This is a genomic window from Brasilonema sennae CENA114, from assembly GCF_006968745.1.
GTDB lineage: Bacteria > Cyanobacteriota > Cyanobacteriia > Cyanobacteriales > Nostocaceae > Brasilonema > Brasilonema sennae.
Window position 1 is genome coordinate 179,912 of sequence record NZ_CP030118.1, and the last position, 13,222, is coordinate 193,133.

Consider the following 13,222-nt stretch of genomic DNA (forward strand, 5'->3'; position numbering starts at 1 on the left):
GATGATTTCTGATTCAAAATCTTATAAGAGTTTCAGATGTCGTAGGAATATGCGTGTGTGTTATGGGTGAGGAAATTGCAATATCTCTCAAAAATGTCTCAAAATGTTACAAGCGCTATACTCGTCCGGTAGATAGGCTCAAGGAAATTTTGCTACCAGGAAAGAGCATGGCTCAAGAGTTTTGGGCATTGCGGCATATTAACCTAGAGATTTCTAAGGGAGAAACTTTGGGAATTATTGGTCAAAATGGCTCTGGCAAAAGTACAATGCTACAAATTATTGCTAGAACGCTGACACCCACAACAGGGGATGTCCAAGTTGATGGGCGGATTTCAGCATTGTTAGAGCTTGGTAGTGGCTTTAATCCTGAGTTTACAGGGCGGCAAAATGTCTTTTTTAATGGACGGCTATTGGGGTTAAGCCAAAAGGAAATTGAAGAGAAGTTTGATGAAATTGCTGGGTTTGCAGATATTGGAGATTTTATTGAGCAACCTGTCAAAACATATTCTAGTGGTATGTTTGTCCGGTTAGCTTTTGCTGTTGGAGTGAGTGTAAATCCTGACATTCTCATTGTAGATGAAGCATTAGCAGTAGGTGATATTTATTTCCAGCAAAAATGTTTTGAACGAATCAGAGAACTGCGAGATCTAGGCATAACGTTTTTATTTGTTTCCCATGATCCTACGGCTGTATACAAACTTTGTCATAGAGCCGTGTTAATGGAAGCTGGGCAATTAGTGCTAGATGCTAAACCAAGACAAGTTATTGATTTATATCAAGCCAAGCTGCTGAAGAAATTAGACTTACAACCAGATGCAGTAAAAATTAAAATTCTAGATGATTCTGATTCGGAAACCATCTTACACGAAAATGATTCTCCATTAGTAAAAACAGACTTAGAAGAAGTCGTTATTAGTTCACCAGAAGTGAATATTAAGTTTATTAAGTTTTTAGATGAAAGCGAGCAAGAAATTGAAGCTATCATTAGCGACAACGAATTGCAATTGTGTATAGGACTCTTGTTCTTTAAATCTTTTGAAGATCCACACATCGGTTTTAAAATTAGAGAGCGAACTGGAGAAGTGGTGTTTGAAACAAACACTTTCTGCATGGGACAAAAACTGGGTCAAGTCGAGCCGGATAATTTTGTAGAGATTCGCTTCAAATTTCATCTACCTTTGAGCGAAGGGGAATACACAATTACAGTTGGTGTTGCGGATAGTGGTTTTGCACAAAGTTCTTTTAAAAAAACATTAGTTTATGCCCACAATGTGGCGTCTTTAAAAGTACTAAAAAACAAAGAAGCTATCCTTTGGTCAGGAATCATAAATCTTTCACCAAGTCTTTCAATTTTAAAGCATAGTTATGTTTGATGAGATAATTCAACAGGCACACAAAAGAGAATATAACTTTACAAACACTGCGAATCCAGATGATCCACTTGCCCACCTTTTTAGTGATTGGGTTGATTACTATGGGTTAAAGTGGGCGATCGCTCATGTCCTAAAACCCACTTCTATTCTTGAAATCGGAGTGCGTTTTGGTTACTCCGCTGCGGCATTTCTACATGGACATCCATCTGCTCATTATGTAGGTATTGACTTAGATACAGATTCTTACGGAGGTGTCAAGGGAGCGATAAATTGGGCGAAAAAAATAACTCATGAATTTGCCACTGAATATATTGTTGCTGATACACAAGCGATGAAACGCTTCCCTGGCAATATTTATGATTTGATTCATATAGATGGGCAACAAGATGGTGATAGTTCTTTTCATGACTTGGAACTTGCTACTAAACAGGGACGTTATGTACTAGTAGATGGGTACTTGTGGACGAGACAAAATTTTATGGCAGTTAGCGATTTTTTATTTCGCTACGCTGACATATTAGATTGGTATGGAGTAATACCAGGCTATGCCGGAGAATTATTAATAAAAGTTTCCGATAATTATTTAAATCAAAATATTAAATATAACGACCACAGCGACAATTCTAGTCTGAGAATTCGTCAAACTTACACGACTGAATACTATACTCAGGATTGTGGCGGCTTTGATGTTTACAAAAAGAATCAAGGTAAAAAGTTAGAAGATTCAAGATTAAAAGCTGTTGCAACAATTGCAAGTTTGAAACAACCAGGACGTGTACTTGATTTAGGCTGCGGTCGTGGTGAACTGAGTTTTTATTTTGCTCATCAAGGTTCTAAAGTGACAGCTATTGATTACTCACAAAATGCAATTGAGTTAGCTAAAAAATGTTTTGATGGTGAGGAATCTCTTCAAGCAAATGTAGAATTTATTTGTGATGATGTTTGTCATATTCCTTTGTCCGGAAAGTATGATTTAGCAATCGCATCTGATGTCATAGAACACTTATCCAGTGAAGAAGTGGATAAGCTTTATCAAAAAATAGCATACCATTTAAAATCAGATGGATTATTTGTAGCACATACATTTCCTAATCTGTGGTATTACAAGTATGAGTATCAACGAAAAAGAAAAATTGCTGCTTCTGTAGGTGCCTATCTCCCACCAGAACCACGTTCAAGATATGAACTGCTGATGCATATCAATGAACAATCTCCACGGGTTTTTAAAAAGCAGTTAAATCAATATTTTAAGTATGTAGATTTATGGTTTGGTCACACTGATGATCCAGGCGGCAGTCTTGTGAGAAGATTTTCTAGAAGAGAGATATGTGCTGCTCCTAGTTTGTTTGCTATTGCTTCTCATCGACAAATAGATCAAGAAGAGTTAAAAAGTAAGTTACAAATTCCTGTATTACCGCCTGTTCCCGCAGGTAAACTAAAAATATTCGTTAAAAACTGTCCGACAGAAGTCAAAGTAAATAGTGAATTTGAAATTCAGTTAGAAATTGAAAATCAGAGTCAGTTTAGCTTTCACAGTTATGGTTCCCATCCTGTTCATATTGCTTATCACTGGATGGATAATCTGGCTAATAATTACATTATATTTGATGGAGAACGAACAAAGATATTTCCCCCTTTATATAAAAGTCAGCCTAGATTTTTTAAATCTTTATTGGGTCAAGTGACAACAGAAAGATATACAGCTAAAATTAAGGCACTTCCTCAAAAAGGTTCTTATATTTTGAGAGTAACTCTTGTGCAGGAAGGCGTGCGTTGGTTTGATGCATTACCCACTCAATTAATGGAGGATATCTTAATTGAGATCATGTCATCATAAGTATTTCTAGAGTCTGATACAGAAAATTTAATATTTGATAAAGAGAAGTAGGCAAAGAAAATGATTAATATCAATAATCCTGAAATTAACGTTGATGAATTAATGCAGAGAATTAGGGAAGATGTTGCTAAGCGTCATGGTCAAGTTCAGCCAGAAAATCCAACATCCAAGTCAATAATCTCCAACTCAACAGCAACATTTAACCATATTTTCTATCATATTGATGCTTTACTGAGAAATGCAGAATCTAGATCGATTACCCGCACGAAATGGCCGGATAACTTTAATAAATTTCCCTTTAATTTAAGTATTATTAAAAATTTCCAAAAAATTGCTTTAAAAATACTGAGTTATATATTTAAAGATCAACGGGAAGTCAACTTTAACTTGATTCGTGCTTTGAAAGAATCTGTAGGGCTTAATCGACAGCTTATAGAAGAAATAGCCAGTTTAAAAGCGCAGATGGATGAGCGCTTGAATGCTGTAGATACTAGCATACAAGGAATGGATAAACGCTTCAGCGCTGTAGATACTAGCATACAAGGAATGGATGAGCATTTGGGTGCTGTATATAACCGTGTTTCAGAGATAGATAACAACCTAGATCACGTAGATAGTTGTATGAGTCATCTACAAGAGTACTTAGAGACTATGAACAGCCGCAAACAACTGATAAATGATCATCTAAAGACTGTGGATGCTCATATTAATACAGTAGATGAGCATTTGGAGAGTGTGGATACTCGCCTAGAAGCAATGAATGAACGCTTAGGTGCAGTGAATGTTCGCGTGCAAAACTTGGATGAGCGTGATTTAAGAAATGATAACTACCTCAAAAATGACCTAGTACAGCAAAAGCGCCTAATAACTATGTTTTTGGAAGAAGCACGACGGCGGTTACCAGAACCTTTTAGCCAAGAACAATTGGAAACCTTTGCGAAAGAAGAACAACATTCACTAGATGCTTTCTACGTGGCTTTTGAAGATCAATTTCGAGGTAGTCGTGAAGTTATCCTTAATAAGTTAAAAACTTACTTACCTATCATTCAAGAAGCAAAGGTTGGTACACCGGAGTTACCTATTCTAGACGTGGGCTGTGGACGCGGTGAATGGTTGGAGTTGCTGCGTGAGTCTGGATACAAAGCAAGGGGTATAGATATCAATAGAGTGATGCTGGAGCAGTGCAAAGAAAAGGGACTAGAGGTGATAGAATCAGATGTCATTGCATATTTGCAGTCTTTGCCAGATGCAAGCTTAGGTGCAGTCAGCGGGTTTCATATTATTGAGCATCTATCATTTCCTATATTAATGAAGTTGATAGATGAAACAAGAAGGGTACTTCATAGTGGTGGTATCGCTATCTTTGAGACTCCAAACCCAGAAAACATCATTGTAGGCGCTTGTAATTTTTACTCAGATCCTACTCACCTTCACCCACTATTTCCACCAACGGTTAAATTTTTCTTTGAGCAACTTGGATTTTTGGATGTGAAATTACTACGTTTAAGAGAAAATCGGCTCGAAGATCCACTACAGTTAATTGAAGCAGATAACCCAATAGCATCTCACGTCAATCCCCTAATTGAACTTGCTAAGTTCAACTTTTATGCACCGCCGGATTTTGCAGTTATAGCAAAGAAAGCTCAATGAATCATATTTCAATTACATTTGTAACTCCTTGGTACGGCACTTTTGCAGGAGGAGCAGAAGTCGCCGCCAGAACCTTAGCAGAACAATTAAGCAAGCGGGGTTTCGATGTCCAAGTTCTCACCACTTGTTGTCGTTCTCCTTTTGATAATTGGTGGCAAAATACTCTTCCTCCTGGTGTTGAAAAGATTAATGGTGTTATAGTACGTCGGTTTCCTGTCAAACAAGAGGGTGAAAATCTTTATCATGAGGTGAACTATAGAATTATCCATAATATGGAGGTAGATGAAAAATTTCAACATCAGTTTCTTGAAAATAGTATAAATAGTCAAGCTCTAGTTGATTACGCTCAAGCTAATACAGATGGACATTTAGTGATTGGTATGCCCTACACACAAGGGTTGATTTATTCCCTGATTCAATCACTAGAAGGTAGAGCCAGCATCATGCCTTGTTTTCATGATGAGCCTCAGTTTAAATGGATAACTACAGCCCAGATGCTGGAGCGTAGTCGTCATATATTCTTTTTAACAGAAGAAGAAAAAACACTAGCAATAAAACATTATGGACATAGTATTGGTCGTAGACTTATAGAAAGTCCTGTGATTGGGGTAGGTGTCGAATTACCGATTGATATTGAGAAACTTCAAAAGTCAAATTCTTCTCTTCTAGAAGAGATTAAAGTGCGTTGTAACCTACCTGAAAAATTTTTTGTATATGTTGGGCGAAAAGATATTGGTAAGAATATTCTGACGTTAATAGATTATTTTAAAGATTATCAGTCACATGGTGGTGACGCCACCCTTGTTTTCTTAGGTGGGGGTGATGCAAACCTCGTCCCAACAAACAAAGGGTTTTTAGATTTAGGGTTTGTACCAGAAGAAGATAAATATTTAATTATTTCCCAGGCATTAGGATTAATCAATCTTTCCCACAATGAAAGCTTCTCACTAGTACTTATGGAAGCCTGGTTATGTGGGATACCAGTTATTGTTCATAGAAATGGTGAAGTTACAACTGCACATTGTAAAAAAAGTCAAGGGGGTATCCCAGTTTCGTCAAGCGAAGAATTTGAGGCTGCATTAGAAATTTTAAGTAGCCAAGATAAAGGTAAAATGCTTGCAAGGTCAGGGAAAAGATACGTGCAGTCTAAGTATTCTTGGGATTGTGTCATCAACCAATTTTTCAGAGGTGCTTATCAAGGATGAAGTTTTTAATTGACGGTCAAACACTATCGACACCAGAAATAAATCGTGGGATTGGTGTCGTTTTTAAGCGAATTTGTGAAGAGTTAGTGCTGAATGATATTACCAAAGAATGGTATATTACTGTCCGTAATAGTTCAGATATGGGTCATTTTAGTTCAAGAGTACAAAGACGACTGATTCCTATTAATGTCAGCGAAGCTTTAAATCGAGATAATTACACAGAACAGACAAACCACTACAGTGAACTTCTGAACAAAGTAGTAACAGAATTCAAAATAGATGCTTACTGGGTTCCTAATCCGTTAATGATCAATGTTGTTTTGCCAATTCATTTACATGGGGTAACGATTTTTGCAACAATATCTGATCTCATACCACTGGTAATGCCCGATTATTACATTGCCAAATGGCCAGAACACATTAAAGCAGAGTATAAACAGCGTATTGAAACACTCCCTAGGTGGGCAGATAAATTAATTTTTATTTCAGAAAGCGCAAAAAGTGATTTTGAAAAAATAGACCCTCGTGTTGGGAGTAAATCAATAGCAATACATTTAGCAGTAGATCACACTAAGTTCTGGTCATATATTTCGCCTATAAAGAAATCTAAAGAGCCTTATATTTTATTGACAGGTGGCTTCGATCCCAGAAAAAATATGAATGCCGCACTCGAAGCCTTTTCGTATTTAATTAAAGATAATTATCAAGAATTCGCCAATCTTAAATTTTATGTAGTTTGTGCTTATAGTAATGAAGAGAAGGAAAATTATGAAAGACTAGCAGCTAAACTTGGTGTTTTAGATAAACTTGTGCTGACAGGTTACATCGAAGAAGAGGAGCTAGTTGCTCTTTATCAAGGAGCTAGTGTTTTTTTCTTTCCTTCACGCTATGAAGGTTTTGGATTACCTATACTAGAAGCATTAGCATGCGGATTACCAGTAGTTACTACTAAGGTTTCATCTATTCCAGAAATTATCGGAGATCTAGCCTACTACTGTTCACTTGATGAGCCCAAGGACATGGCTTTTGCTTTAAAAGCAGCTCTTCGCGATTGTGCAAATAATCAAAGCAAGCGAGAAGAGTTTATCAAACGTGCTAAAGAATTTACTTGGGCTAAAACTGCTGCCAGCTACTTCAAATTATTTACTAATAGTTTATTAGAGACAAAGAAAACAGGAAAGTTACAGCGCCCAAAAATTGCTTATGTATCACCTTGGCTTCCTCAACGCTCAGGTATTGCAAACTATAGTTATGAGATTGTGCGCCATCTAAAAGAGTATGTAGATATTACTCTGTATGTAGAGAATCCAAAAGAGTGTAGTGCCGATATTTTTGAATTATCAATGAAGAGTCTTTCGACACTGCCCAAAGATATAAAAAATTATGATTCCATTATTTACCATATTGGTAACAATAGTAAATTTCATAAAGCAATTTACCAAATGGCGTGGCAGTATCCCGGTATTGTTGTACTCCATGAGTTTAATATTCATCCATTTTTAGCAGATTCATTTTTAGGAACAGATAAAGAGTCTTTATATGCAGAAGCTCTAACTGAGGCATATGGTGAGCAAGGAAAATCTAGTTATGAAGCAGTGAAATTTAGATGTGAGTACCCAGAAATATGGAAATTTCCCATGTCTCATGCTCTAGTAAAACGTAGTCTTGGTGCTATTGTTCATAGTCGCTGGGTAAAAGACCAACTGCAAGAAATAGGTGATGTTTCAGTCGTTCCTCTTGGTTCTGTTGTTAATACAGTCTTGGATACGGGAGATGATAGACTTGCGCTAAAAAGACGTTTTGGCATTGATGCTAATAAATTTATAATATCTACTTTTGGTTTTGTTAACAAACTTAAACGCATACCCACCATTTTAGAAGCTATTAAGATACTGATTGATAAAGGCTATCCTGTTCAGTATCTGATCGGCGGTGATTTGATAGATCCATCACTGAAAATAGAAGAGACAATTCAGTCATTGGGTCTTTCAAAAAACGTGACCATCAGTGGTTATTTAAATGATGAAGATTTTGAGAGCTGCATCCGGATGAGCGATGTTGTTCTCAATCTTAGATACCCAAGTATGGGTGAGTCTTCTGCTGCTTTAATGACAGTATTAAGCTATGGAAAAGCTTGCATTATTAGTAATTACCAGCAATTTGCAGAATTGCCAAATTCCGTATGTTGGAAAGTAGATATAGATGATTTAGAAGTTCCACAATTAGTCGCTTATTTAGAGGAGTTGATGCGTAATTCAGCCGCTCGAAAACAGCTTGGGAAGAATGCAGCTTTTTTTGCAGCTAACTATTCTTCATATCAAATTGCAGCTAAGTTGTATGCTGGCATAATCGAGAAAGTTGTGAATTAAAAGAAACTGATGATGCCAAAGCAAAAACAATTAAGGTAAATTTATTTGCATTGTCTTCGTCATTTTCTTCAACTTCACCTTAGACTTTCATAAAGATGCATACCTTTAGTTAACAAGCTAGCTGCATTGGCAATTAGCAAAACAAACGCCTATCAGGACTTCAAAATTGTAAAATAAGTAGAAATTTTTCTGATTTGAAACCATTTGTTAGTAACGTTTTTTGTAAAAACATTGTAAAGAATGACTAAAAAAGCCTTTATTACTGGACTGACTGGACAAGACGGTTCTTATCTTGCCGAACTACTACTAGCTAAAGGCTACCAAGTCTTTGGCTTAGTCCGTCGATCTAGCACAAGTAACTTGGAACGCGTCAGCCATCTGTTCAACCAAATTCAAATTGTCTCTGGCGATCTGCTGGACCAAAGTTCGCTAATGGATGTCGTCACCGAAACCCAACCGGACGAAATTTACAACCTCGCCTCCCAGAGTTATGTCCCCCTCTCCTGGACACAACCAGCACTTACTGCAGAGTACACCGCTCTTGGTGTCTCTCGCCTACTAGAATCTATCCGTCGCTGCAAACCGGATGCTAAATTCTACCAAGCCTCCAGTAGCGAAGTTTTTGGTCAACCTGACGAATCACCTCAAACTGAACGCACCGCCTTTCGTCCCCGTAACCCATATGGTGTCGCCAAAGCATACGCTCATTGGATGACCATCAATTATCGCCAAAAATACAACCTTTACGCCTGCTGTGGTATCACTTATACCCATGAATCGCCACGACGTGGTACCGAATTTGTATTTCGGAAAATTACTCAAGCAGCTGCCAAAATCAAACTTGGTCTAGCTAATGAACTAAAATTGGGGAACCTTGATGCTCGTCGTGATTGGTGCTACGCCAAAGATGCTGTTTACGCAATGTGGCTGATGTTGCAGCAAGAACAACCCGATGATTTCATCATTGCAAGTGGTGAAACACATTCAGTCAGAGAATTGGTTGAGTGTGCTTTCAACTATATTGGACTCAATTGGCAAGATTATGTTTCAGTTGATCCAGCGTTCTACCGTCCTGATGAAGCAGTACAATTAGTTGGTTGTATTGATAAAATTAAGACTAAATTAGCTTTGCAACCTCAGTACTCGTTTAAAGAATTGGTGGAGTTAATGGTTGACTATGATCTTAAATTACTGAGCGGCAATAAATAATTGCCTAACATGGACTTATAAAATTTGTTTATAAAAAATTAAAAGTAATTGACCTGGTGTGAGGTGGAGGATTTATATAGTTTATGAAGCTATCTATTGTTATACCCTGCTATAACGAACTTGGAACTATTAGTCAAGTTGTTAGAGAAGTCAAAGCATCTCCAATAGAAAAGTGCGAAATTATTATAGTTGATGACTGTTCAACAGATGGTACACGAGATTTCCTTAGAGAGAAGATGGAAGCTGAGGTCGATCAAGTTATCTATCACAAGAAGAATCTGGGCAAAGGTGCTGCTTTGCGTACTGGATTTGCTAGAGCGACTGGGGATATCATAATTGTTCAGGACGCCGATTTAGAGTACGATCCTCAAGAATATCCTATTATGATTAAGCCGATTCTTGATAACAAAGCAGATGTTGTCTTTGGCTCGCGTTTTCAGAGTGGTAGAGCTCATAGAGTTGTTTACTATTGGCACAGACTAGGGAATGGATTTTTAACAATGTTATCCAATATGCTCACTAACATTAATCTCACAGACATGGAAACCTGCTATAAAGCGTTTCGACGGGAAGTGATTCAATCTATAAAGATAGAAGAAAATCGGTTTGGATTTGAACCGGAAATTACCGCAAAAGTAGCGAAAATGGAATGTCGCATTTATGAGGTAGGCATATCTTATTATGGTCGAACTTATAAGGAAGGTAAAAAAATAGGTTGGAAAGACGGATTCCGGGCTATTTGGTGCATTTTAAAATACAATCTATTTTGCTGATTAAAATTAGTCATCAGACCTATCTTGAAAGTCTACTTTCATTCTGGGTTGTGAGTGACAGTTCGTAGATGTCTCTGGCAAAACCCAATTTTTAGAATATGAAACCACAAAGAAACACAGATAATTTATCTGTATAACCTTCTCCTGTCGGAGACGCTACGTGTTGGCGTACCCTGTCCGTAGGACTTACGGAAAGCCACTGAGTCGTAAAGCGTGCTTTGAGGGATACGCGTCTACATCTGTTATGCATCTGTAGTTCTAAATACTCTTACATTAGGATTTTGACAAGAAATTGATTGAGTATAAAAAACATCTGTAAAAAATATGATTTTCTTGAAAATACCTCAGGCAATACTATATTTAGTATTTTGTTTAATAGGTGTCTTTAACGTATTTCATCCTACGATACTTTCGAGTTTTGCTTATATGCAAACAGACCCTGGAGATACACGATTAAACCATTACTTTCTAGAACATTCTTATCAATATTTATTTAATAGAAGTTATGTCGGTGAATTATTTTCACCAGCTTTTTTTTATCCTTTTAAAAATATTTTAACTTTTTCTGATAACTTGTTTGGTTCAGCTCCAATCTACTTTATATTAAGAGCATTTTTCTCTGCAGAATTGTCCTATCAGTTATGGATGATTGTTGTCTGTATACTATGCTTCTTCAGCTTTGCTTTATTGATGCGGCATTACAAAGTGAGCCATGTGCTAACTGTAATTGGTGCTTTTCTTTTTGCATTCGGTATGCCAAGGATTGCTCAGATAACTCATCAGCAGTTACTTCCTCAGTTTTTTACACCTCTGGCTTTTTTATTTACATGGAATTTCATCAAACGTCCAAGAAATAAACCACTCGCATGGGCATTACTGTTTGTTTACTTGCAAGTTCTTGCAGGAATTTACTTGGGCTGGTTTTTAATCTTTACCTTAATAATTTTTACTTCGATAGTTTACTTATTAGATTTCGATATTCGGCAAAGGTTGATTATATATATTAAGCATAACTATAAAGCAACTATTTTAATTGCTGCCACTTGGCTGTTATTCATGATTGCGTTATTAATTCCCTATATAAAGGTTAAGGAAACACTTGGCGCTCGCGCCTATGCAGAAGCCGAGAATATGTTGCCTAGGCTTGCCTCTTGGTTTCTACCAGTACCCAACAGTCTTTGGTGGCCTGTATTCTCAGGAAATTTTAAAGAGTTACCAGTGGCTTACGAACATCATATGTTTCTTGGGTTCTTGGTTATCTTACTGACTGCCCTATCTGTTTACAGTCTTCTATACCGCAAGAATTTATTCAACCACGAGAACACTTTACTTATAAAAGCTTGCTTACTTGTTGCTCTTACTATTTTTATTATTACCCTACGTTTGCCAAATGGTTGGTCAATTTGGAGAATTGTATACGGAGTTGTACCAGGTGCTTCGGTGATCAGGGGAGTCACTCGCATATGGACAATGTTTTATTTTTACATTTTAGTTGCTGTGACACTATGCCTAAACTCTTTGCTACATACAATAGCTAGTAAAAGGTTGCGGATGATAGTGTTAAGTTTACTTTGTCTTGGATGTGTATTAGAACAAATTGTACTCACTTCACCTAGTTTTGAAAAAACAAAATACATCAAAGAAGTCACACAAATTCAGACATTAATGGAGAAAAATTGTGACATGGCCTATGTCACTCTAAAAGCTGAAGAGCCAGCTTGGGCATCGCAGTTATCTGCTATGTGGGCTGGTATTAAAGCTAATGTACCTGTTGTGAATGGTTACTCAGGAAATGTACCTCCAAAATATGGTGATAATGAACATTCAATGAATACATATCAAGTTATAAATTGGTTAGGAGAAGGCAGAAAAGGAAGACTATGTATAATATCTCAGCAGTCTATACAAAAAGATAAGTTAATTGCTATGGACTCTGTTCATAAAAATACTAGTTCTTTAGGAAATTGGACTTCTTATCAAATACAACTGCCCATAGCCAAAACCTTTTTACAAGAAATCAGACCATATGAAATTCCTAAAATGTTAAAAAGAGATTTATCCATTAAAATCCCAGTTATTATAAAAAATACCAGTAACTTTATATGGGTTGCCAAGGGTAAAAATCGTACAAACTTTAGTTATCGTTGGCTGGACTCAGAGGGTAAATTCGTGGTCTTTGATGGAGATGGCGATCGCACACCCCTTCCTTTTGATTTATCTCCTGGAGAGTCAGCAGCAATTAATGCAGTGATCAAAACACCTACTCAACCAGGAAAATACAGTCTAATTTTAACAATGGTGCAAGAGTTTGTTGCTTGGTTTAGCGACCAACAAGCACAGTCTCCCAAGTTTGACTTGACGATTACTTCAGATTCTTAATAAAAGATGGACGTGTGACTCAAAAAACTACTAAGCGAGTGTGAGGAAATTTCATGAGGTTACAAGAATTTTTTTTACTGCTAATGTCTGTTATGGCTAGTGTAGGAGGCCAGTTTTTTTTAAAGCTTGGCGCGCTTAAATTGGCAAGCTTGAATCCAGCAAACACAATTGGTCAAATTCTTAACATCGCTACAACGCCTGAACTACTAATTGGACTAAGCTGCTATGGTTTAGGTGCTATAGCTTACATTCTACTTTTAACTAAAGTAAATCTGAGCATTGCAGGTCCATCTGTCTCTCTCGTTTATGTGTTCTCAGTTTTACTGGGTTATTTCATTTTTAAAGAATCTATTCCCCTCATACGTCTAGTAGGCTTGAGCTTCATTATTTGTGGAGTGATATTAGTAATTTGGCACAAGTAAATAAA

Annotated in this window: 9 protein-coding genes; all 9 read left to right on the top strand. The window is 37.0% G+C overall.

All coding sequences use genetic code 11. The features are described 5' to 3' along the window. Positions 1 to 62 precede the first annotated feature (62 nt). The 9 genes from DP114_RS00750 (at position 63) to DP114_RS00790 (ending at position 13,217) form a co-directional block, all read left to right on the top strand. Positions 63 to 1,373: an ABC transporter ATP-binding protein gene (locus DP114_RS00750; RefSeq protein ID WP_171975189.1), complete on the top strand. Its 1,311-nt coding sequence runs from the start codon at positions 63 to 65 to the stop codon at positions 1,371 to 1,373. Further along, on the top strand, positions 1,366 to 3,210 hold the full coding sequence (locus tag DP114_RS00755) for a methyltransferase domain-containing protein (protein ID WP_171975190.1): 1,845 nt from the start codon (positions 1,366 to 1,368) through the stop codon (positions 3,208 to 3,210). The genes DP114_RS00750 and DP114_RS00755 overlap by 8 nt, the downstream gene beginning before the upstream one ends. 60 nt (positions 3,211 to 3,270) lie before the next feature. Beyond that, positions 3,271 to 4,860: a class I SAM-dependent methyltransferase gene (locus tag DP114_RS00760; protein WP_171975191.1), complete on the top strand. Its 1,590-nt coding sequence runs from the start codon at positions 3,271 to 3,273 to the stop codon at positions 4,858 to 4,860. After that, complete coding sequence (locus DP114_RS00765) at positions 4,857 to 6,065, top strand: glycosyltransferase family 4 protein (protein WP_169263951.1); 1,209 nt, start codon at positions 4,857 to 4,859, stop codon at positions 6,063 to 6,065. The genes DP114_RS00760 and DP114_RS00765 overlap by 4 nt, the downstream gene beginning before the upstream one ends. After that, positions 6,062 to 8,434: a glycosyltransferase gene (locus tag DP114_RS00770; protein WP_171975192.1), complete on the top strand. Its 2,373-nt coding sequence runs from the start codon at positions 6,062 to 6,064 to the stop codon at positions 8,432 to 8,434. The genes DP114_RS00765 and DP114_RS00770 overlap by 4 nt, the downstream gene beginning before the upstream one ends. A 240-nt stretch (positions 8,435 to 8,674) precedes the next feature. Then, positions 8,675 to 9,643 carry a GDP-mannose 4,6-dehydratase gene (locus tag DP114_RS00775; protein ID WP_169263953.1) on the top strand — a complete coding sequence of 323 codons (969 nt, stop codon included), beginning with the start codon at positions 8,675 to 8,677 and terminating at the stop codon, positions 9,641 to 9,643. Between the two features lie 83 nt (positions 9,644 to 9,726). Further along, complete coding sequence (locus tag DP114_RS00780) at positions 9,727 to 10,416, top strand: glycosyltransferase family 2 protein (protein ID WP_169263954.1); 690 nt, start codon at positions 9,727 to 9,729, stop codon at positions 10,414 to 10,416. 426 nt (positions 10,417 to 10,842) lie between these two features. Continuing rightward, on the top strand, positions 10,843 to 12,795 hold the full coding sequence (locus DP114_RS00785) for a hypothetical protein (RefSeq protein ID WP_171975193.1): 1,953 nt from the start codon (positions 10,843 to 10,845) through the stop codon (positions 12,793 to 12,795). Positions 12,796 to 12,848: 53 nt separating this feature from the next. After that, positions 12,849 to 13,217 carry an EamA family transporter gene (locus tag DP114_RS00790; protein ID WP_171975194.1) on the top strand — a complete coding sequence of 123 codons (369 nt, stop codon included), beginning with the start codon at positions 12,849 to 12,851 and terminating at the stop codon, positions 13,215 to 13,217. The last annotated feature ends 5 nt before the right edge of the window (positions 13,218 to 13,222 follow it).

Excerpts from the sequence above, each read along its gene's own strand:
- DP114_RS00750 (WP_171975189.1), top strand. The coding sequence starts at position 63 with ATGGGTGAGGAAATTGCAATATCTCTCAAAAATGTCTCAAAATGTTAC.
- DP114_RS00755 (WP_171975190.1), top strand. The coding sequence starts at position 1,366 with ATGTTTGATGAGATAATTCAACAGGCACACAAAAGAGAATATAACTTT.
- DP114_RS00760 (WP_171975191.1), top strand. The coding sequence starts at position 3,271 with ATGATTAATATCAATAATCCTGAAATTAACGTTGATGAATTAATGCAG.
- DP114_RS00765 (WP_169263951.1), top strand. The coding sequence starts at position 4,857 with ATGAATCATATTTCAATTACATTTGTAACTCCTTGGTACGGCACTTTT.
- DP114_RS00770 (WP_171975192.1), top strand. The coding sequence starts at position 6,062 with ATGAAGTTTTTAATTGACGGTCAAACACTATCGACACCAGAAATAAAT.
- DP114_RS00775 (WP_169263953.1), top strand. The coding sequence starts at position 8,675 with ATGACTAAAAAAGCCTTTATTACTGGACTGACTGGACAAGACGGTTCT.
- DP114_RS00780 (WP_169263954.1), top strand. The coding sequence starts at position 9,727 with ATGAAGCTATCTATTGTTATACCCTGCTATAACGAACTTGGAACTATT.
- DP114_RS00785 (WP_171975193.1), top strand. The coding sequence starts at position 10,843 with ATGCAAACAGACCCTGGAGATACACGATTAAACCATTACTTTCTAGAA.
- DP114_RS00790 (WP_171975194.1), top strand. The coding sequence starts at position 12,849 with ATGAGGTTACAAGAATTTTTTTTACTGCTAATGTCTGTTATGGCTAGT.